This window comes from Mesorhizobium sp. M1182, assembly GCF_040318335.1.
Taxonomy (GTDB): domain Bacteria; phylum Pseudomonadota; class Alphaproteobacteria; order Rhizobiales; family Rhizobiaceae; genus Mesorhizobium.
Map to the genome: position 1 here is coordinate 1 of NZ_JAMYMD010000024.1, position 20,301 is coordinate 20,301.

General features: G+C 61.6%; 18 protein-coding genes and 3 pseudogenes. 13 read left to right on the forward strand and 8 right to left on the reverse strand.

Annotated elements, in window-relative coordinates:
• Nucleotides 1-531 (forward strand): annotated as a pseudogene (locus NKH33_RS23375) (transposase); the annotation flags it as partial.
• Between the two features lie 701 nt (nt 532-1,232).
• Here the strand turns inward: NKH33_RS23375 and NKH33_RS23380 are convergent.
• From NKH33_RS23380 to panB, 8 genes are all read right to left on the reverse strand, one after another.
• Nucleotides 1,233-1,493 carry a helix-turn-helix domain-containing protein gene (locus NKH33_RS23380; RefSeq protein WP_352496595.1) on the reverse strand — a complete coding sequence of 87 codons (261 nt, stop codon included), beginning with the start codon at nt 1,491-1,493 and terminating at the stop codon, nt 1,233-1,235.
• Nucleotides 1,494-1,908: 415 nt separating this feature from the next.
• Nucleotides 1,909-3,732, reverse strand: a complete 1,824-nt coding sequence (glmS, locus tag NKH33_RS23385) for a glutamine--fructose-6-phosphate transaminase (isomerizing) (protein WP_352610861.1) — start codon at nt 3,730-3,732, stop codon at nt 1,909-1,911.
• Between the two features lie 812 nt (nt 3,733-4,544).
• Entirely contained in the window at nt 4,545-4,955 is a 411-nt protein-coding gene (locus NKH33_RS23390) for a DUF2285 domain-containing protein (RefSeq protein WP_352566712.1), read from the reverse strand.
• Nucleotides 4,956-5,013: 58 nt separating this feature from the next.
• A complete protein-coding gene (locus NKH33_RS23395) occupies nt 5,014-5,388 on the reverse strand; it encodes a transcriptional regulator domain-containing protein (protein ID WP_352508062.1) in 375 nt (124 codons plus the stop codon).
• On the reverse strand, nt 5,385-6,035 hold the full coding sequence (locus NKH33_RS23400; RefSeq protein WP_352458529.1) for an acyl-homoserine-lactone synthase: 651 nt from the start codon (nt 6,033-6,035) through the stop codon (nt 5,385-5,387). Before NKH33_RS23400 ends, NKH33_RS23395 begins: the two co-directional genes overlap by 4 nt.
• A 93-nt stretch (nt 6,036-6,128) precedes the next feature.
• Nucleotides 6,129-6,854, reverse strand: a complete 726-nt coding sequence (locus NKH33_RS23405) for a LuxR family transcriptional regulator (RefSeq protein ID WP_352518022.1) — start codon at nt 6,852-6,854, stop codon at nt 6,129-6,131.
• Nucleotides 6,855-6,948: 94 nt separating this feature from the next.
• Nucleotides 6,949-7,809 carry a pantoate--beta-alanine ligase gene (gene panC, locus NKH33_RS23410; protein ID WP_352921674.1) on the reverse strand — a complete coding sequence of 287 codons (861 nt, stop codon included), beginning with the start codon at nt 7,807-7,809 and terminating at the stop codon, nt 6,949-6,951.
• Nucleotides 7,806-8,666: a 3-methyl-2-oxobutanoate hydroxymethyltransferase gene (gene panB, locus NKH33_RS23415; RefSeq protein ID WP_352458526.1), complete on the reverse strand. Its 861-nt coding sequence runs from the start codon at nt 8,664-8,666 to the stop codon at nt 7,806-7,808. The genes panC and panB overlap by 4 nt, the downstream gene beginning before the upstream one ends.
• Nucleotides 8,667-8,839: 173 nt before the next feature.
• On the opposite strand from panB, the gene NKH33_RS23420 reads away from it, so the two are divergent.
• The 12 genes and pseudogenes from NKH33_RS23420 (at nt 8,840) to NKH33_RS23470 (ending at nt 20,246) form a co-directional block, all read left to right on the forward strand.
• The gene (locus NKH33_RS23420) at nt 8,840-9,808 is read left to right on the forward strand and encodes an NUDIX hydrolase (RefSeq protein ID WP_352921739.1); all 969 of its coding nucleotides are present in this window, start codon (nt 8,840-8,842) and stop codon (nt 9,806-9,808) included.
• A 66-nt stretch (nt 9,809-9,874) separates the two neighbouring features.
• Complete coding sequence (nadA, locus tag NKH33_RS23425; RefSeq protein WP_352610560.1) at nt 9,875-10,849, forward strand: quinolinate synthase NadA; 975 nt, start codon at nt 9,875-9,877, stop codon at nt 10,847-10,849.
• Complete coding sequence (locus NKH33_RS23430; RefSeq protein WP_352921676.1) at nt 10,846-12,387, forward strand: L-aspartate oxidase; 1,542 nt, start codon at nt 10,846-10,848, stop codon at nt 12,385-12,387. Before nadA ends, NKH33_RS23430 begins: the two co-directional genes overlap by 4 nt.
• The gene (gene nadC, locus NKH33_RS23435; protein WP_352484146.1) at nt 12,387-13,241 is read left to right on the forward strand and encodes a carboxylating nicotinate-nucleotide diphosphorylase; all 855 of its coding nucleotides are present in this window, start codon (nt 12,387-12,389) and stop codon (nt 13,239-13,241) included. The genes NKH33_RS23430 and nadC overlap by 1 nt, the downstream gene beginning before the upstream one ends.
• 95 nt (nt 13,242-13,336) lie before the next feature.
• Nucleotides 13,337-14,335, forward strand: a complete 999-nt coding sequence (bioB, locus tag NKH33_RS23440; protein WP_352484180.1) for a biotin synthase BioB — start codon at nt 13,337-13,339, stop codon at nt 14,333-14,335.
• Nucleotides 14,332-15,471, forward strand: coding sequence for an 8-amino-7-oxononanoate synthase (locus NKH33_RS23445; RefSeq protein ID WP_352779626.1), 1,140 nt, complete (start codon nt 14,332-14,334; stop codon nt 15,469-15,471). Before bioB ends, NKH33_RS23445 begins: the two co-directional genes overlap by 4 nt.
• A gap of 11 nt (nt 15,472-15,482) precedes the next feature.
• Complete coding sequence (bioD, locus tag NKH33_RS23450; RefSeq protein ID WP_352849484.1) at nt 15,483-16,118, forward strand: dethiobiotin synthase; 636 nt, start codon at nt 15,483-15,485, stop codon at nt 16,116-16,118.
• Entirely contained in the window at nt 16,118-17,383 is a 1,266-nt protein-coding gene (locus NKH33_RS23455) for an adenosylmethionine--8-amino-7-oxononanoate transaminase (protein ID WP_352779629.1), read from the forward strand. The genes bioD and NKH33_RS23455 overlap by 1 nt, the downstream gene beginning before the upstream one ends.
• Entirely contained in the window at nt 17,380-18,363 is a 984-nt protein-coding gene (gene bioZ / locus NKH33_RS23460) for a 3-oxopimeloyl-[acyl-carrier-protein] synthase BioZ (RefSeq protein ID WP_352671070.1), read from the forward strand. Before NKH33_RS23455 ends, bioZ begins: the two co-directional genes overlap by 4 nt.
• Before the next feature lie 60 nt (nt 18,364-18,423).
• Nucleotides 18,424-18,733 (forward strand): annotated as a pseudogene (locus NKH33_RS23465) (aspartate 1-decarboxylase); the annotation flags it as partial.
• A 71-nt stretch (nt 18,734-18,804) separates the two neighbouring features.
• A pseudogene (locus NKH33_RS33280) lies at nt 18,805-18,969 on the forward strand (NrtR DNA-binding winged helix domain-containing protein); the annotation flags it as partial.
• A gap of 620 nt (nt 18,970-19,589) precedes the next feature.
• Nucleotides 19,590-20,246 carry an antitoxin Xre/MbcA/ParS-like domain-containing protein gene (locus NKH33_RS23470; RefSeq protein ID WP_352596149.1) on the forward strand — a complete coding sequence of 219 codons (657 nt, stop codon included), beginning with the start codon at nt 19,590-19,592 and terminating at the stop codon, nt 20,244-20,246.
• Nucleotides 20,247-20,301 lie beyond the last annotated feature (55 nt).

A 20,301-nucleotide genomic window follows, 5' to 3' on the forward strand; every position in this document is an offset into this window, starting at 1 on the left:
TCTGGAGGCCAGCACGACGGCGCGCTTCGAAGCGTCGGCCAAGACAGGCAAGGTCCGCAGGTTCAAGGAGTTCGTTGACGGCGCCGCTAGTTGGAGCCGCGTCGAGCGCATCATCGCGCGGGTCGAGGTCGGCGCCCAAGGTGGCGATATCGCTTCGTCGTCACCAATCTTGCCGGTGGGAAGGCCAAGGCGCTCTACGAGGATGTCTACTGCCGGCGCGGCGCGGCCGAGAACCACATCAAGTCGTGGAAGACGCATCTTGCCGCCGACCGCACATCCTGCACCAGAGCGACGGCCAACCAGTTCCGGCTATTCCTGCATGCCGGTGCTTACTGGTTGATGTGGGGCTTGCGGGCCGCGATGCCGAGGCGCTCGAGCTTTGCCGTCGCCCAATTCGACACGCTGCGATTGCGCCTCATCAAAATCGCTGCGCGGGTGGTCGAGATGAAATCGCAAATCCGCCTGCACCTGCCGACATCGTGCCCCGACCAGCGCATCCTGCGCATCGTCCTCGATCGCATCCCCCAACTCGCGACATACGATGGGGGCAGACGCCCCGAAACGAACCCGTCGACCGCAACCTGCAAACCCCGCCTGCCATCACGACGGAGCAATCCCGGCGCCTGACGAGGCGCGTGGAAAAGCACCGCAACGGCGACCACAACGTCGCTTCAGGCCGTCAAAAGCTTATCGCCGTGCATCAAGGCGGCTAGAAGCGCGCCGGCAGCCTGGCGGGGGGCTTGGGGTTAGACTGCCGGCGCACGCCACTCATGAAGAGCGGCCCCTTTTTGCGGTTCCGACACCCATAGTCAACCCGGCAGCGTCTGGATGCCCGCTGTGCTCTTTTCAGAGCGGCTCGCGATGCCGGCCATGTCGGCCGATCCTGCCTAGGATGGGGGGCCACTCTCGTCGGCCGAGTTGATGCTCCAGCCAGTATCGCCTTGCCAACCAGCATGGGTTCGCCGTTAGCAATCCATCCTCGCGAGCCAATGCTATCGTGCACGTGTCGCAGCACTCCGGGCGGCTATATCGCCTAAGACAGCATGACGAAGCGTTCCAACTTCCTGTTCGGCGAGCCCGTGTGCAGTTCCTGACTCGGACAGTGGACGAGAATTCTCTTGGCGGTACTGCGCCAGAAGGCATTCGCGTCCAACGGAATCAAGCGACGACTATCAGCCGCAAACGTCACATCACAAGAGCGGTCTTCCACCCATTGCAGATTATCCGACTGATCAGGCGGCGTCCGATATGTCCGACTCTGCCTCAAGAATTCCCACAGGTATGGACAGCGATCTCGCTATCCGATTCCGATAGCCCTTATTGTACTTTAGACCCCGCTCGATGTTTTGGATTTCCTGAGCGGCAAGCCCGCACGCGACCGCGAGGTCCTCGATTGAATACCCAAGGTGCTCACGATAAGCGCGGATGATGTGGGTCCCCTGCGACATAGCCGTCAAGACTGGCTCGGGAATGCGCGAATCCTTCATAAACATCTCCAAGAAGATGGGAGCGCCTGACAAATCGGGAGATTTCCTCCCCGACCCTGGCGCACACCCAGCAAATCAAAAAAATGGACGTCCATTCGGCCGGACCGGCCTCATCCATGGAATGGGCCACTTGAAATTGGCAGCCGGGTCGGAATATGGCGGCTCACCTGCTTCTGATCAAGTTCTAAGAACCTGCCCGCCATGAGATGGCCTGATCGGCTGTAGCGCATTCGACCTGCGATCTTACACGACTCATTCTCCCCGATGGCTTTCTTGAACAGCAACTCGAACTCTCACTGACGCCTCCAGTGGCTATTCGCGGCACCGTCCACCCAGCCTCGCGGACGCTGATACCTTCGACCAATTTCCACCGCCGATGCAGCGAAGATGGACAAGCATCGCCACCTATAAAGGTTCACAATCATTCGACCGTGACCGATTTTGCGAGATTGCGCGGCTGGTCTACATCTGTGCCCATGAAGAGCGCCGTGTGGTAGGCAAGAAGCTGTATCGGCAGCGAGAAGATCATCGGCGCGATAATCTCGTCGACAGCCGGCAGCACGAGCGTGTGCATGGTGTCGAGTTTCGATGCGGCTGCCCCTTTTTCATCGGTGATGAGGATAATCCGCCCTCCACGGGCAGCCACTTCCTGCATGTTGGAGACGGTCTTGTCGAAAAAGCGATCATGGGGCGCGATGACGATCACTGGCATGTTGTCGTCTATCAATGCGATCGGACCGTGCTTCAATTCACCCGCCGCATAGCCCTCGGCATGGATGTAGGAAATCTCCTTGAGCTTCAGCGCACCTTCCATCGCTAGCGGGAAACTGGTGCCACGGCCGAGATACAGGACGTCACGACACTTTGACAGTTCGCGCGACAGGAACTCGATCTCCGGCTGGATGCTGTTGAGTACCTGGCCCATGACGCGCGGCACTTCGGCGAGGCTCCTGACGAGCGCCTGCAGCTCGTCTTCGGTTACGGTCCCGCGGGCTCTGGCGGCGCCGATGGCGAGTGCGGCTAGAACGGCAAGCTGGCAGGTAAACGCCTTGGTGGAGGCGACGCCGATCTCCGGTCCGGCAAGGATCGGGAAGACCGCATCGGCCTCCCGAGCGATGGTCGATTCGCAGGCATTGACGATAGCGCCAATTTTCAGCCCACGCTCCTTGCAGTACCTCAACGATGCGAGCGTATCAGCGGTTTCGCCGGACTGCGAAATGAAAAGAGCCGCCGACTGCGGCGACAACGGGATCTCGCGGTAACGGAATTCGGACGCAACGTCGATTTCAACTGTCAGGCGCGCATAGCGCTCGAACCAGTATTTTCCGATCAGTCCGGCGAGATAGGCGGTCCCGCAGGCCGAGATCGCCAAGCTCGGGATCCTGGCGAAATCGATGCCAGAAACCGTGTCGGCGCGATTCTCTATGATGTTGCTATAGTGACGGAGAGCATGGGCGATGACTTCGGGCTGCTCGTAGATTTCCTTCTCCATGAAGTGGCGATGAGTGCCCTTGTTGGCCAGATCGGCCGCGGCCGTGGAGGTATGGCGCGGACGCTCGACGGGATGGCCGTCGAAATCGAAGATATGGGCGCCCGAATTGCCGACAACGGCCCAGTCGCCCTCGATGAGATAGGTAATTTCATTGGTGAAGGGAGCGAGCGCGATCGCGTCGGAGCCCAGGAACATCTCGCCGTCGCCGTGACCGATCGCCAGCGGTGGTCCGTTGCGCGCCGCCATGATGGTCGACGGATCATCTTCGAAGAGGACGGCAAGCGCATAGGCGCCTCTGACGCGTTTCAGCATGGCACGCATCGCCTCTTGCCGCCTCATGCCCTCCCGGCGGTGTCTTGCCAAGAGATGCGCGACGACCTCGGTGTCGGTATCGGTCTGGAACTCGGCGCCAGCCGCCGCCAATTCGTCCTTCAGCTCGGTGAAATTCTCGATGATCCCGTTATGGACGACGGCGACACCGTCGGTAAAGTGCGGGTGCGCATTGCGTTCCGTCGAGGCCCCATGGGTTGCCCAACGCGTGTGGCCGATGCCGATGTTGCCGCTCAGCGGCTCTTCCTTCAGTCTCCTCTCGAGATTGACGAGCTTGCCCTCGGCGCGCCGGCGGTGCAAGGCACCTTCGGTGATCGTCGCAACGCCGGCGGAATCATAGCCGCGATATTCCAAACGCTTCAATGCGTCGACCAACCGATCCGACACCGGCTGTTGCCCAACGATGCCAACAATCCCGCACATGTTCGTCTTCCATTCTTGCCGGCAGCTTCAGCCCACGCGAGACGGATACCCATCCGGCCGCTTTCATTGGGAGATCTTCTAGTAGTATTGGGTAATATTGGTATAATTGATTGTAGGGATAGCTATCATCCACCCCATGGATAAGACGCGTTTGGGGCCCTGATCTAACTTCCTCGTTGCGCCTGACGTCCTCATGACCGAACGCAAGCCCACACCCGCGGCACGAAGGAACAATCGGCCATGCGCGATCATCCCGGCCACGCACCTGACCACGAACCGCCGCCGCTCGTGGTCACGCGGTGATCGGCATGATCACACAGCACTGTAGTTAGGCAGCATCAGCGACGCATGGTCGGCATCATCATCATCGGCAACGTCGGCGCCGTCGGCATGATTCACGTTCGTCACGTTGATCATAATCATCGTCGCCGCCGATCTAGTTTCTGATTGCCTGCCGCTTTGACGCGGCTTTCGCCGGTAGAGCTTAGCCCGCGATGGCCTATCAATACGCTGTTAGTCGGCATGGCCGAAACCGAGAGTCAGGCGGCGCAGGCCACAGAGCACGTTCAGCGACCGTTTCAGTCAGCGCCGGCTTTGTCGGGGTTCGTAACGGTCATCAGGATTCTCGGGGCATGAATGCACTATCACGAAAACGTTGGTTCTCAGTGCTTGGTACGTATTACTCAAACCCGATTCCCGCTGCGGAAGAACTAGGCGCGTGTCACGTCTTGTACAAGGCACAATAGCAGTGAGAAATGGAGATTGATGCCTGCGCGTTTTCGAATAAGACAATCACCAAGCTGTCACCCGAATTACATCAGGAACTGTCTATAGCCGCCGCCCATCAGGTAGCGGCCACGTTGGATGGCGCGACGCACCTGATCGCGAAGATGGCTACCTGGATGAGACCAATCGTCTTCGACACGGCGTCTCCCGAACAGGGCAATGGCGATCTCCTGATGAGATGCTCCCGCAAGCGAGCCGTCCAAAGCCTGGAGCACGATACGCAGACGCGCTCCGCGGGGTTCCGGCGGAAAGCAAGCAGCTGCCAGGCGGCCGCAACCATTGATGTCGTTCAGGAACTGAAGGGCAGCGACATGGAACTTCAGGTGCTGCGGCTGCACGATCGCGTCGACATATAGCCGCAACGGGCGGAGAACGGATGCACCGGAAAGGGCGATCTGCAGACTCCGGCAGTCCTCCCTCAGCAGCACGTGCTGCACGCCGGCAGGTGTCAGCAGGATGTCCTTGCAGCACGAGAGCGAAGAAAGATCAAGCGGTTCAAAATCGTGGTCGAGCCCAACCGGCTCCGCGGCCGCTCGTAGAATACGGGCGCAGTCGCGCGGATCCCAAAAGACCCTTGCCGACGTAGCGTCCGACTGTGGCGCGTCCGCGAAAAAGGAGGCTCCATTGTCTTAGGAAAGATGATCCTGTCGTCAACTCGATTATGTTCATGTCGGCCTGGGCTCCGACAATGCAGGCGGACGGTGCCATTTTGGCGTGGTCGCGCTGGAATTGTGGATTGCGCCGAAGAAACTCCCAGGCCCAGGCAGTGCGTGGCAATCGTCTGGCGTAGTGGTAAGCTTCGTGACGACGCCAGTCCGGCCAGCATACAAGACCGACCGTCGCTTCCTTGGGCAGACCAGCATCCTTCACGGCTCAGGTGTCCACAATGCCGACGGGCCTAGAACCGGTTGCCACAGTACCGGTCCGCTCAGACGTCCCCTGCTGCGGATGCGCAAAAGGCTCGCGCGGGAAATCTCGAGAAACCCGGCCACCGCCTCGGTTTTGCCGACGGACTTGGGTTGTCCGATGCGCGACAATGGCCACGTCGCGAGGCGAAGGATCCGTTCCATGCGCGTATCCGTCACCGTTACTATCCGGGTCAGATCCTTGGCCAAGCCGAACTCGATCATGCCCGCGAAGAGCTCGTAGGTTGCCTGGGCCAGTCCGCCCGCTGCCTTGGGCGCCGACGGAGGAAGATCGAGCGCGAAACGACTGCTCTCCCATATGTCGGAGGTCGAGGGCACGACGTCAGCACCCAGCAGCACCGGGAACGTGTCGCGCAACATTGTGGGTCCGGTGCTGGGCAAAAGACGCACGCAACCGCGAATTCGCCAGTCGGATCCCTTGAGGAGCAGATAGACAGGCTTCAGACCATCAAACGGGTCTGTTTCCATCTGGTCTTCGGTATCAACTTCCCAATCGAGCCTTTCCTTGAACACCCGAAACCTGAGCCCGTGCATCTCTTTGAGCTCGCTTGCGAACTCGTCGTAAAGGTCTGGTGTTATCAGCTGCATCATGGTCGCCTCCGTGCGGGATGTGTTCCCGCCATCGAAGGGCAAAGCCGGCAGCGATGCAGCCTGTAGAGGTTTACAGCTATCGTGGCCGACGAATCAGGATCTCGCCTGGCCGGAGGCAGCCAGTCGTGCAACGGCCTGGTTGATCGTTCGAACGCCAAGCTTTGCCTTGGCGTTTTCCAGATGAAAGGTCACGGTGCGCTTTGAGACGCCGAGAAGCTGGCTGATAACCCAAGCCGACTTGCCGCGCGCCGCCCATTTCAGGCACTCGAACTCCCGCGGGGTGAGCGTTACACCATCCACCACGCGATCGTCGGCGAGCCTGCGCCGGACATGGATATGAAAGTTGATGGCCACCAGCTGCAATGCTTTTTCGTAACGTGTCAGTGACCGCAACAGAGGCGGGCGGGACTCGTCGGAAGCAAAGGTCAGGGCAGCAAACCGGCCGCAATGATCATGCATGGATATCGTCAGGCCGCCGCGGATGCCAAACTCAGCCGCACTCTCCAGAATTTGTTGCTGCGAATTCGGCAGACAGTGCCGAGCGCGATCCACACCCCAATCGAAGGTATCCCAGCCTTGCAGCCCGCGCAGGATGACCGGATCAAGACTGTGGTACCGCTGTTGCAGATAACGTGATGTCCAGGATGAAGGATAGTTTGAGATCAATTGCGGGGCGTCGCCGGGGGCCGACGGGTAAGTGAAATAGGCGAATAGCGGAAAATCGAAGCCGGCTGCAGCGGATGCCATTGCCTCACGGAGATCGGCAGCATCAACACTTGCAGACAGTTGCTCGACGAAGTTCTCAAACACGCGATGCATTTGCGCTTTGCGTAACCTCCGTGATCGCTCGATGCCAGGCAGAGACCTTGTTTTAAACGATCCCGGACGGATACAGCGCGTGCCGAGAACCCCGTTAATCTGTTGAAACCCGTGATATTCTGACGTTGTCTATGAGCCGTGTGCCGCCGAGCCAGGCCGCGACAAGCAAGCGTGCAGGTCGGTCAAGGCTTGTCATGGGTCGCAAATCTGCCTCGTCGCGAAGTTCCAGGTATTCGACCTCGCGATAGCCCGCAGCCAGAATTGCTGCGCGCGCTTCGGCAAGCGTTGGCAGGACGGGCGAGCCGCGGGCAAGCCGCTCAGCCGTCTCGAGCAAGACCGATGGTAGCTTGGGGGCAACAGCACGCTCTGCTGGCGAGAGCCGGACATTGCGCGATGATAGTGCAAGACCGTCGGCTTCGCGGACTGTCGGACAAGGAACAATGGTGATTGGAATATCCAGGTCCCGGGCCATACGCCTGACTAGCTGAAGCTGCTGAAAGTCCTTTTCGCCAAAGAAGCCGAAGTCAGCGCTGGTCTGCAGGAAGAGCTTGGCGACGACGGTCGCCACGCCATCAAAATGTCCCGGCCGGAAGGCACCGCACAGGCCCTCGCTGACACCGGACACCGAAACGGTCGTGGCGAAGGCCGCCGGATACATTTCCTCTGCATCCGGCGCATAAAGCAGGTGCGCGCCAAGCGGTGCCAGCTTGGCGGCATCCTCGTCCTCGGTGCTCGGATACGCGGCGAGATCGGCCTGGCTGTTGAATTGCTTCGGGTTGACAAAGAGCGTCACGATCACGCGGTCGGCCTTCTCGAGTGCCGCGCGCACCAGGCTGAGATGGCCCTCATGCAGGACGCCCATCGTTGGCACCACGGCAATCCTCACGCCCTCGCGGCGCCATGCGGCGACGATTTGGCGAAGCTGGGCAACGCTCCTGACAATCGGCACGCTCACGCTGCTTCTCCGCTCTTGGTGGCGTCCCCGTCGGCGGGCTTGGGCGCATCGGCAAACACGTGCTCGGCGGCCGGAAACTGGCGCTCCTTCACTTCCCGCGCATAGGCCGCGATCGCAGCCGCAGCGGCCTCCCCCAGTTCAGCATAGCGCTTGACGAATTTGGGCCGGAAGTCGCCGAAGAGGCCCAGCATGTCGTCGACGACGAGAATCTGGCCGTCACAGGCTGCCGAGGCACCGATGCCAATGGTCGGGGTCGCCACCTCCCCGGTGATCCGGCGGGCGAGCGCCTCGGGAACCTTCTCCAGCACGACCGCAAAGGCGCCCGCTTCGCTCACCGCAAGCGCGTCGCGCCTGATGCGCTCGGCATCCCCGCCTCTGCCCTGCACGCGGTAGCCACCGATGGTGTTGATCGCCTGCGGCGTCAAGCCGACATGGGCCATGACCGGCACGCCGCGCGCGGCGAGGAAGCCGATCGTCTCTGCCATCGTTTCGCCGCCTTCGAGCTTGACGGCCGCGCAGCCGGTCTCGGCCATGACGCGCGCGGCATTGCGGAAAGCCTGCTCGGGGCTTTCCTCGAAGGAACCGAACGGCAGGTCGACGACCATCAGCGCCTGCTCGAGGCCACGGCGCACGGCCTGGCCGTGCGTGATCATCATCTCCAGCGTCACACCGAGCGTCGAGGGCAGGCCGTGGAGAACCATGCCGACGCTGTCGCCGACCAGCACCACATCGCAATGGGGATCGACAAGCCGGGCGACTGGCGTCGTGTAGGCGGTAAGGCAGACGAGCGGCGTCCCACCTTTGCGCGAACGAATATCCGGCGGTGTGATCGCCTTGGTGTCACCAAACGCACTCAATGGACCCTCCTTCCCCAACGTTCCCAACCGCGGGTGTCGCGTTTGCCACATTTGTGTGCAAGTGCGAAGAGCTAAAAATGGCCGTGCAGCTGTGCGGTGTTGACGTGCGGACAGGCGCGCTTACACTTAAATCGATTCAGGCGCCCCCGAGCTGGCCAACCACTTTCGCGAACATGGACGATCAGGCAAAAGGACCCAGGAAAGACAGAGCCGCCGTCAAGGCCGACGAAGTCAAAGTGGACCTGATCGCCTTTGTCGTCGCCGTAAACGACAGTGAACCCTGTGTCCTCACCATCGGCCAGGCGGACACCCTTCCCTCCGGACCATTTGCGCTTGAGCACCGATCGCTGCAATCCGGTTTGAGGGGGTGGGTCGAGCAGCAGACCGGCCATCCGCTGGGGTATATTGAGCAACTCTACACCTTCGCGGATCGGGATCGCATCGGCGCCGAGCGCCAGCAGCGCGTCATCTCCATCAGCTATCTCGCATTGACCCGCAAGGAACAGGCAGCTGGCTCGCCCAAGTGCGGCTGGCAGAGCTGGTATGAATATTTTCCATGGGAGGACCACCGCTCCGGCACGCCTCCGGTCGTGCTGGACGTTCTGCGACCGCGCCTGATCGAATGGGCAGACGGCGTCAGCGACGTGGCCACGCGACGTGAACGCTGGCAGCGGGCGACGATAGCGTTCGGCTTCGACGACCGCCTTTGGAACGAGGAACTCACGCTTCAACGCTATGAGTTAGTCTACGAAGCAGGCCTGGTCCAAGAGGCCGGAAGCGGACGGGACGCGACGCTGCCTCCGCTGGTGCCCAGCAAGTCTATGGTCGCCGATCATCGCCGCATCGTGGCGACCGGCATTGCACGGCTGCGCTCCAAGATCAAATACCGGCCGGTCGTCTTTGAGCTGATGCCGCCGGTCTTCACGCTTTTGCAGCTGCAGCGAACCGTGGAGGCGCTTGCCGGCAGGCTCGTGCGTAAGCCGAACTTTCGCCGGCTGATCGAGCAGCAGGAGCTGGTCGAAGAGACCGGAGAGGCAACCGCGGAGACCGGCGGCCGGCCAGCGAAGCTTTACCGGTTCCGCCACGCCGTTCTCGACGAGAGGGTCATCGCCGGGACAAAATTGCCGCTGGCGCGGGGTTGACATCGCTTATACTCACAGCAAGTATATGCTGGTTATTTTCAACTAGAGTATAAGCTGGAGGGGTCGATGAGCGCCGTGCTGCCTGCGACCGCGTTTCTCTACGAGCGCGTCCGACGAGTGATCCCGCCGATCGAATGGCCGGCTTTCGTCGAGGATATCGAGGCGATCCTTGCACTGAAGCGCGAGCGCAACGCCATCATCCTGGCGCACAACTATCAGACCCCCGAGATCTTCCATTGCGTGGCCGACATCGTCGGCGACAGCTTGGCACTGGCCCGCACGGCTGCGACGATCGAGGCGCAAGTCATCGTGCTGGCCGGCGTACATTTCATGGCCGAAACGGCCAAGCTGCTCAATCCGCAAAAGACGGTGCTCATTCCCGACCTGCGGGCAGGCTGTTCGTTGGCGGAATCGATCACGGCAGAAGACGTGCGCTTGATGCGCCAGCGTTATCCCGGCGTGCCGATCATCACTTATGTCAACACGTCGGCCGAAGTGAAAGCCGAGTCGGATATCTGCTGTACATCCGGCAACGCCAAGGCGGTCGTCCAATCCCTTGGCGTTCCCCAGGTGATCATGTTGCCGGACGAATATCTGGCCCAGAATATCGCCGCCCAGACCGATGTGCAGATCATCGCCTGGAAAGGGCATTGCGAGGTGCATGAGCGCTTTACACCGGCCGACATCCGCGAGTTGCGCGAAAGCCATCCCGGCGTGATCGTGCTCGCGCATCCCGAATGCCCGCCCGACGTCGTGGCTGAAGCAGATTTTTCCGGCTCGACCGCTGCCATGTCCGACTATGTCGAAAGGCAAAGGCCGGCACGTGTCGTGCTGATGACGGAATGTTCGATGAGCGACAACGTCGCGTTAGCGCACCCAGAGGTCGAGTTCATCCGGCCCTGCAATTTGTGCCCGCACATGAAGCGGATCACGCTTGCCAACATCCGCATGGCGCTCGAGCAGAACCACCATATCGTAACCATCGAACCCGGGATCGCCGGGCGCGCGCGGCTTGCGGTCGAACGGATGCTGGCAATTTGAGCGCCGATGTCCGCAGCATCTTCGGGCGGCCGATCATCATCGGCGGCGGCATCGCCGGACTGATGACCGCGCTTCAACTGGCGCCGGAGCCGGTGCTGCTTCTGTCCAGGACGCTGCTGGGAGCTGACAATTCGAGCACGTGGGCACAGGGTGGTCTGGCTGCAAGTTTCGGCGAAGACGACGATCCGGAACTGCACCTGGCCGATACGCTTGCCGCCGGGGATGGTCTCTGCGACACAGACGTGGCGAGCCGCATCCTCCAAGCCGCGCCCAAGGCGATAGAGGGGCTTGCGGGCTTTGGGGTTCCCTTCGACCGTACGTCGAAAGGATCACTGTGCCTCGGATTGGAGGCCGCACACAGCCGACGTCGCATCGTTCATGCGCATGGTGACGGCACCGGGCGTGAGATCATGCGTGCCCTGATCGCGGCTGTGCGTTCCACTCCGTCGATTGTTGTCGTGGAGGGCGTGGAAGCGCGCCGACTGGCGGTGCGAGAGAATGCGATCCGAGGCGTCTGGGCGAGCGGTTCGATAGGACCTGTCTTCTTCGGCTCACGGCGGGTCGTCCTCGCCACCGGTGGGATCGGGGGACTGTTTCTCGACACCACCAATCCTTCGGGCAGTTGCGGACAGGGCCTGGCGCTTGCGGCCCGCGCTGGAGCTGTCCTTGCCGACCTCGAGTTCATCCAGTTCCACCCGACCGCGCTTGACGGCCCGGAACGCCCTATGGCGCTGGTCAGCGAGGCCGTCCGCGGCGAAGGTGCTGCCCTGATCGACGAAACCGGCCAGGCTTTTCTCCAGAGCGTGTCAGGGGCGGAACTTGCGCCTCGTGATGTCTTGGCGCGCGCCGTCTGGAACCATCTTGCCAACGGCCACCGTGTTTTTCTCGACGCGCGGCAACGGCCTGGCCCGGAATTTGCTCGACACTTCCCGACAATTGCATCAGCCTGTCGTGGAGCCGGCATCAATCCCGCGCGCGATCTCATCCCCATTCGTCCGGCCCAACACTACCACATGGGTGGCGTTGCCGTGGACGGCTCCGGTAGGACGTCCGTCAAGGGGCTGTGGGCCTGCGGCGAAGTCGCTTCGACAGGACTGCATGGCGCCAACAGGCTCGCCAGCAATTCCTTGACCGAGGCCGTCGTGTGCGCGCGCTGGGTCGCTGAAAGTGTCGCCGGAACGCCTGCTCGCAGAACAAGGCCTGCGGTTGCGGACGTTCACCCATCGCCCGCTCCGATACCCGTGCGTGTTTTCCTGTCGCGTGCACTGGGCATCGTCCGGGATGGTGAAGGTCTGAAAGCAGCCGCACGTGCCTTATTGCCGCTCGCCGAAAGCCTGGACGCGGCCTCGGATGCGGCGGCTGTCGGGCTAATGATCGCGGTTGCCGCCTTGTTGCGCCAAGAAAGCCGCGGCGCTCATTACCGGACAGATTTTCCTCATCATGCGACTGTCGCCCGACGGTCCGAAATCACCCTCGAAGCCGCCTTGGCCGCTGCGCGGGAACTCGGAAACTCGCCAAGCCTCGAAGGGGCAAAGTGATGACGCTCTCACCGCTTCCCACGGTCATGCTTGAGCCGCTTGTAAGGGCAGCTCTTCTTGAAGACCTTGGCAGAGCCGGCGACTTGACCACGGAGGCCATCGTGCCGAAGGCACACCAAGCGGGAACCGTGCTGGCGGCGCGCCAGTCCGGAGTTGTCGCCGGCCTCGATCTGGCGATGCTCGCTTTCCGCTTGATTGATCCTGATGTCGAAATCTCGGTGGAGCGGGCAGACGGCTGCAATGTCATGGATGGAGAGGTCATTGCAACGGTGAGTGGTCCGGCCCGGGCCATTCTCACAGCCGAACGGACGGCGCTCAATTTTCTCTGTCATCTGAGCGGCATCGCTACAGCAACGGCATCGATCGTCGCTGCGGTTCGTGGATATGGCGCGAAGATCGTCTGCACGCGCAAGACGACGCCCGGATTGCGGGCAGTCGAAAAATATGCCGTGCGCGCGGGTGGCGGATCCAATCACCGCTTCGGCCTCGACGACGCAATTCTGATCAAGGACAACCACATCGCCATCGCAGGCGGCGTTCGCCCGGCGCTCGAGCGAGCACGAAGACGGGCCGGTCATCTCGTCAAGATCGAAGTCGAGGTCGATACGCTGGCCCAGTTGGAGGAGGTACTTGGCTTCGCTCCCGATGCGGTTCTGCTCGACAACATGTCCCTCGCCGATCTTCGCCGCGCCGTCGCAATCGTTGGCGGCCGTGCTATCACCGAGGCTTCTGGCGGGATCGCATCCGATACAGCGCGAGCGATTGCCGCGACCGGCGTTGATCTGATTTCAGTCGGCCGACTGACCCACAGCGCGCCGATCCTGGATATCGGCCTCGACTATTGGGGCCCATGATTGCCTGAGGGACGAACAGGATCGAATCAACTGTCCTTTCCGATCGTCATCAATCAGACAGCAAAGCAAGGCAGAACCGGAGGAACAGCATGGACATGCAAACAGCCAGTCCAACGCAGACATCGCCACAGGCTCAATCCCCTGACCCTGGAGCGTGGACCCTGGAGAAGGCTCGGGCACTTCACGATGCCCCCTTCAACAATCTCCTCTTCCTCGCGCAAACCGTGCACCGCCAGAATTTCGATCCAAACAAGGTCCAGCTCAGCCGGCTGCTCAGCATCAAGACGGGCGGATGCCCGGAGGATTGCGGCTATTGCAGCCAGTCGGCGCAGCACGAGACCGGCCTGAAGGCGTCGAAGCTGATGGAGGTCCGGCACGTCGTCGCCGAAGCGAAGAAAGCGCGTGACGCCGGCGCCACCCGCTATTGCATGGGCGCGGCCTGGCGAAACCCCAAGGCGCGCGACATGGATGCGGTGGTGGCGATGGTCGAAGGCGTCAAGGCGCTGGGCATGGAGACCTGCATGACGCTCGGCATGCTCGATCTTGAGCAAGCCGCTCGACTGAAGCAGGCTGGTCTCGACTTTTACAACCACAACATCGATACATCGGAACGCTACTATAGCGAGATCATCAGCACGCGCAGCTTTGCCGAGCGGCTCGAGACGCTCGAGCACGTTCGCCAATCCGGCATCAAGGTCTGCTGCGGCGGCATTGTCGGCATGGGCGAGGAGCCGGTGGACCGGATCGGCATGCTGGTGACGCTGGCCAACCTGCCGGAACATCCGCAAAGCGTTCCGATCAACATGCTGATCCCGATCCCCGGCACCCCGCTTGCCGAAGCCAAGCCGATCGAGCCGATCGAATTCGTGCGCGTAATCGCGCTGGCGCGCATCATGATGCCGAAATCGCATATCCGTCTTTCCGCCGGCCGTACGGCCATGACCGACGAGATGCAGGCGCTGTGCTTTTTTGCCGGCGCCAACTCGATCTTCGTCGGCGACACGCTGCTGACGGCGGACAATCCCGGTGAGGACAAGGATACCCTGCTGTTCCGGCGCCTTGGCATCGAGCCGATGGAACTCGAGGCGCAATGAACGGGGCACCGCTTGCCCGCTATGAGGCGACCTTGCAGGGACTGGCGCGCAAGGACCGGCTGCGGACGCTGAAGCCGTGCGCCGGGCGCGACTTCTCGTCGAACGACTATCTCGGGCTTGCCGCCTCCAAAAGACTTGGCGAAGCGGTTGCGGCGGCGATTGCGCGTGGCACGCCGGTTGGCGCCACCGGGTCGCGGCTGTTGCGCGGCAATGCGCCGGAACACGAGCAGCTCGAGGCAGACGCGGCGGCATTCTTTGGAGCCGACCGCGCGCTGTTCTTCGGCAGCGGCTACATCGCCAACTTCGCTCTGCTGACTGCGCTGCCGCAGAAGGGCGACCTTTTGGTCCTCGATGAGCTCGCCCATGCCAGCATGCATGAGGGGGCACAGGCCGGACGTGCCGAGTTCAAGCTGGCCGCGCACAACGACGTCGATGCTGTCGAGGACGCGATCAAGCGTTGGCGCGCCGAAGGCGGCATGGGATGCGTCTGGATTGCGGTGGAAAGCCTATACAGCATGGATGGCGACTGCGCGCCTTTGGAGAGCCTGGCCGCGCTTGCCGATCGGCACAACGCATTCATCGTCATTGACGAGGCGCACGCGACCGGCGTCTGGGGACCGGACGGCCGGGGACTGGCCGCCGCTTTCGAGGGCCGCGACAACATCGTCGCGCTCCACACCTGCGGCAAGGCGCTCGGCGCATCTGGTGGGCTCGTGACCGGGCCGAGGACACTGTGCGAGTATCTGATCAACCGTTGCCGGCCATTCATCTACGCCACCGCGCCCTCGCCGCTCATGGCGGTCGCGGCGCGCGAAGCGCTCGCAATGCTCGCCGACGAGCCTAGGCGGCGTTTTCAGCTGCATGAACGCGTCGCCCTCGCAGGCCGCCAATTGGTCGATCGCTGCGGCGTGATACCAAGTGGCTCTCAGATCCAGCCCTTGGTGATCGGCGATGTCAGGCGCACCATGGCAGTGGCGGCGCGCCTGCAGGCCCGCGGCTTCGACATACGCGGCATTCGTCCGCCGACCGTGCCCGAGGGCACGTCGCGCCTGCGCATTTCGCTGACGCTCAATATCGGCGAAGCCGACATTTCCGCCATGGTCGAGGCGCTCGTCGAGGTGTTGGCCCAGACATGACCGGAGGCGACATGACCAAGCGCATCGTCATCACCGGAACAGACACCGGAATTGGCAAGACGGTGTTTTCGGCCGGGCTTGCCGGCCTGCTTGACGGTTTCTACTGGAAGCCGGTGCAATCGGGCCTCGACGGCGAGACCGACAGCGAGGCGGTTGCGCGACTTGCCGGGCTGCCGTCGGGGCGCGTGCTGCCGGAAGCCTACCGCTTGAAGAGCCCGCTTTCGCCGCATCGTTCGGCCGAAATCGACGACGTTTCGATCGAGGCTGCCGATCTTTCGTTTCCGGTCCTGCCGACACCGCTCGTCATCGAAGGCGCCGGCGGGCTGATGGTGCCGCTGAACCGCCGGACAAGGTTCATCGACATATTCGAGCAATGGCAGTTGCCGGTCATTCTGTGCGCCCGCACCGCGCTCGGAACAATCAATCACACCCTGCTGTCGATCGAAGCCCTGCGGGCGCGCGCTATCCCGCTGGCTGGCATCGCCTTCATCGGCGATGAGATGACCGATACGCAACGGACGATCGTGGAATTCGGCGACGTGCCGCAACTCGGCAGGCTGCCGCACCTCGATCCGCTGACGCCCAAAGCACTGGGGGAAGCGATGATTGCCAACTTCGATCTCGCACTGATTGCCGGGGGCCAATGATGTCGCATTCTCGCGTATGGCACCCCTTCACCCAGCACGCGCTCGAGCCGGCGATCCCTGAAATCGTCCTGACTGAAGGCGCGTATCTCCACAAAGCCAATGGCGTGCGCATTCTGGACGCCATTTCCTCCTGGTGGGTCGTCACCCATGGCCACCGCCATCCCCGCATTATAAAGGCAATCGAGACGACCGCCTCGAGCCTCGACCAGATCATCTTCGCAGGTTTCACGCACGAGCCTGCCGAATGCTTGGCCAAGGCGCTTGTCGGACTCGCTCCCGCCGGACTCGACTGGGTGTTCTATTCGGACAGCGGCTCGACCAGCGTCGAAGTCGCGCTGAAGATGGCCCTCGGCTATTTCCGCAACATCGGCGCGCCGCGCTCGCGCATCGTCGTCATGGAGCACAGCTATCATGGCGACACGATCGGCACGATGAGCGTCGGCGCCCGTGGCGTGTTCAACGCCGCCTACGAACCCTTGCTGTTCGAGGTCGACACCATTCCCTTCCCGGCCGCCGGCCGCGAGCAGGAAACGCTGGATAGATTCGAGGCAGTCTCCCGCGACCGGCGCGCCGCCGCGCTGATCGTCGAACCGCTCGTGCTTGGCGCCGGCGGCATGCTGATGTATCCGGCCTCGGTTCTGACCGGATTGAAGAAGATTGCCGAAGCCTCCGGCACGCTGCTGATTGCCGACGAGGTGATGACCGGCTGGGGCCGCACCGGGAGCATGTTCGCCTGCGAGCAGGCATCGATTTCTCCAGATATCCTGTGCACCTCCAAAGGCTTGACCGGCGGCGTGATCCCGCTGGCGGCCACGCTTGCCACCGATGCGATCTTCCAGGCTCATTATTCAGCGGATCGCAAGAAGACGTTTTTCCACTCGAGTTCCTACACGGCCAATCCGATTGCCTGCGCGGCAGCACTCGCCAATGTCGAGATCTGGCGTGACGAGCCGGTGGCCGAGCGGATCGCGGCCTTGAGCGAGAGACAGGCCGCCGGGTTTCGACGCTTTCGCGACAATGCCAACTTCACCGACAGCCGCGCGATCGGCACGATCCTGGCTCTCGACCTGCGCGCCGGCTCTGCCGGCTATCTGGCCGAGATCGGACCTAAGCTGCGGGCCTTTTTCCTCGAGCTCGGCCTGCTTGTGCGCCCGCTCGGCAATGTCCTTTATCTCCTGCCGCCCTATTGCGTCACCGGCGACGAGCTCGATCGGCTCCATGACGCGATCGAGGAGGCCGGCGAACGCTTCGGCTCAAAGCCATGAGCAGGTTGTCGCGCCTGCTCGGGTTTGGCCATCATGCGCCTGGCCGAAAGGTGGCGAATGCCGAAATCGAGAACAATCTCGGCCTCGAACCGGGCTGGATCGAGCGGCGTACTGGAATCCGGTCGCGCTTCTGGGCAACGGACGAAGACACGCTGTCTGGTCTTGCTGCGCAGGCCGGCGCGATGGCGCTGGCCAGCGCCGGCATTGCGCGCCACGACATCGGTCTGCTGCTGCTTGCCACCTCGACGCCCGATCACCTCCTGCCGCCCAGCGCGCCCCTGGTCGCACATCGGCTGGGGCTCGGCCGCGCCGGCGCGATCGATCTCACCGGCGCCTGCGCCGGCTTCATCTATGCGCTGATGTTTGCGGACGGGTTCACCCGCCTGCACGGCAAAGCGAGCCTTGTTATCGCCGCCAATATCCTCAGCCGCCGCATCAATCCCTCTGAGCGCGCCAGCGCCGTGCTGTTTGCCGATGCCGCCGGCGCCCTCGTGATCGGTCCGTGCGAGGATACTGATCGGGGGATTCTCGGTGCCTCCGTGGATTCGGACGGCTCGCGCTACGGGCTGATCCAGATACCCGCGGGGGGAAGCAACGTCCCGTTTCATGGCGGCCTGGATCTCGGGCAGACCCGAATGACGATGACCGACGGACGCGAAGTGTTCGCAAAGGCCGTCGAGATGATGACCGATTGCTCGATAAGCGCGCTAGCCGCTGCCGGAGTGCGCCCACAGGATGTCGACCGGTTCGTGCCGCATCAGGCCAATGCTCGCATTTTCGATGCTGTCGGGAGCAACCTCGGCATAGCGGATCAAGCAATTGTCAAGACGATTGCCGAATACGGCAACTCTTCGGCCGCGACGATCCCGCTCTCACTGTCGCTCGCCAATCAAGCGGAGCCGTTTCGACCGGACGAAAAAATCCTTCTCGCGGCGGCAGGTGCGGGACTCAGCGGCGGGGCGCTCGTCGTCGGGATTTAGCCCAGCGAAGGTGCTCAACATCAGGACTGGCTCTGTGAGATGAATAGGACAACGGGGCCAATGCGAAAAATAGTCGCCGGCAAGCTGCACGCATCCACGTCACCGAAGCAAACCTCAACTACCACGGTTCGATAACGCTCGACCCTGACCACTGCGAAGAAGCCGGGATCCTTGCCAATGGATTCGTGGAGACATGGAGCAAGACTTCCGGCGCGTGCATCTCGACCTATGTCTTCCTCGGCGAGCGCGGCTCTCGATGCTGCATCCTCAACGGCGCGGCCGCCCGGAACCTGCCAGCCCACTCCATCCATCTGGACGAAGCGCACATTCCTGTCTGAAGCCGCGGATCGTTACGTTCGTCATCAACAATGTCGTCGGCTTCTCGCCGATGGCAATGCGCTGACGCGGACGGCGTTGACGATTACATCGGCAGGGGCGCTTCAGCAGAACTTTCGCGGGTTGATGGAGCAGCAGGAACTGGTGGAGGAGACCGGCGAAAGTGCTTTTGATACCGGCGGTCGGCCGGCGAAGCTTTATCGCTTCCGCCACCATGTCCTCGACGAAACGGCGGTCGCCCGGACAAAATTGCCGCTGGCGCGGGCTTGACATCCTTTATACTCAACGTAGAAATATACCCTTATAATCAATTCGATTATAACGAGAAATTCATTCGCACGGTCCGAACCCACGGTCTCGCTCGGGAAGCCCGTATGAGTGGATCGAAGTGATCTTGGAAATGAAACGCCCGAGGACGGGCTTTCAACCTTTGTCGTGAAGTAGGTGCCGCGCGAGTGGGCCAATGCCTTGCGGCAACGGTGAGGGATGTATACCGCCAGTAAACGCGTGCGTCAAAGTCGCTGTCGAATGTACAGTTCGTCTAAATGTGCAAGACGTTCGATTTGTGCAAGTAACACTTGGAAAAGTGTTGCATAAAAGAAACGTCTAATTATATAAAGCTGGCAAGCTAAACTTTAAACTTGCACAAATGAGCGTCGCGGATAGCGTCCCACTGTGAAGCGTGCACTGCGATGTGCGTCTGTTTCGATCGTGGGGGGCAAGACGGTCGTCAATTGATGTTCTTCCCTTTTTATTGAGAGGCAAAAGTTGAAGCCGCAAGACGGCTGCTAGGTTGCGCGCATACGAAAACGCAACACATCGCCGTCCCCCCAACTTCTTCAACGCTCTTTCGGAGGCTTGCTGAGGGAATGCTATTGGGAAAGCCAGATATGTCCGCGTCGAGTGATCTTGGGGATGAAAAGCGCCAGACCGAGCTTTCAAGCTTTGTCATGAGGGAGGTGCAGCGTATTCTTGCCCAATGCGATGAGGCGAAGCAGGGTGACAAGGCTGCTGTTGCGCCTTCTGGTTCTCCTTCCAACGAATTGACCGTCGTGGCCGCCGAATTTCTTGGTAGGCTCGAGGCCGAAGCAGCGCGACGGCTAAACGCCCAGGCGGGTGAGATCGCTTCGCGACCACGGGCAGCCGATCATCCGCTCGGGCATCCGGTTCTGAAAGATTGCCCGAGAGAAGGCGCGCGCATTGCAGAATGGGCCGGTCCAGTTGCGGGGTCGACGCATCTCGAGAGACGTTTTGGAATACCGCGGTCCACTTTGTATTGGTGGCAGCAACACAATGATGTGGTTGCCTTTCGGAGAGGCTCCCGTAAGCATGTATTTCCCCTAGCTCAGTTCATCGACGGCAGGCCTATGCCCGGAATCAGGCAGGTCCTTTCCTCGATCTCCGATCCCAGACTGGCTTGGCTGTGGCTGATCAGCCCCTCGCCTCTTCTCAAGGGTCGCGTCCCTATCGAATTGCTCAGAGAAGGTATGAACACAGAAGTTGTTACATCCGCCGCCCAGGCTGTTTCTCTGATTGAATCTATCTGACAATTGGCCGGATGCCGATGGCTTTCCGCGCATTATGTAAGTGCGCACAAGCAGA

What these genes read in the sequence shown, in the direction of transcription:
- NKH33_RS23380 (WP_352496595.1), bottom strand. Translation starts at nt 1,493, where the DNA reads ATGTTTATGAAGGATTCGCGCATTCCCGAGCCAGTCTTGACGGCTATG.
- glmS (WP_352610861.1), bottom strand. Translation starts at nt 3,732, where the DNA reads ATGTGCGGGATTGTTGGCATCGTTGGGCAACAGCCGGTGTCGGATCGG.
- NKH33_RS23400 (WP_352458529.1), bottom strand. Translation starts at nt 6,035, where the DNA reads ATGATGCAGCTGATAACACCAGACCTTTACGACGAGTTCGCAAGCGAG.
- NKH33_RS23405 (WP_352518022.1), bottom strand. Translation starts at nt 6,854, where the DNA reads ATGCATCGCGTGTTTGAGAACTTCGTCGAGCAACTGTCTGCAAGTGTT.
- NKH33_RS23420 (WP_352921739.1), top strand. Translation starts at nt 8,840, where the DNA reads ATGGACGATCAGGCAAAAGGACCCAGGAAAGACAGAGCCGCCGTCAAG.
- nadA (WP_352610560.1), top strand. Translation starts at nt 9,875, where the DNA reads ATGAGCGCCGTGCTGCCTGCGACCGCGTTTCTCTACGAGCGCGTCCGA.
- nadC (WP_352484146.1), top strand. Translation starts at nt 12,387, where the DNA reads ATGACGCTCTCACCGCTTCCCACGGTCATGCTTGAGCCGCTTGTAAGG.
- bioB (WP_352484180.1), top strand. Translation starts at nt 13,337, where the DNA reads ATGCAAACAGCCAGTCCAACGCAGACATCGCCACAGGCTCAATCCCCT.
- NKH33_RS23445 (WP_352779626.1), top strand. Translation starts at nt 14,332, where the DNA reads ATGAACGGGGCACCGCTTGCCCGCTATGAGGCGACCTTGCAGGGACTG.
- bioD (WP_352849484.1), top strand. Translation starts at nt 15,483, where the DNA reads ATGACCAAGCGCATCGTCATCACCGGAACAGACACCGGAATTGGCAAG.
- NKH33_RS23455 (WP_352779629.1), top strand. Translation starts at nt 16,118, where the DNA reads ATGTCGCATTCTCGCGTATGGCACCCCTTCACCCAGCACGCGCTCGAG.
- bioZ (WP_352671070.1), top strand. Translation starts at nt 17,380, where the DNA reads ATGAGCAGGTTGTCGCGCCTGCTCGGGTTTGGCCATCATGCGCCTGGC.
- NKH33_RS23470 (WP_352596149.1), top strand. Translation starts at nt 19,590, where the DNA reads ATGTCCGCGTCGAGTGATCTTGGGGATGAAAAGCGCCAGACCGAGCTT.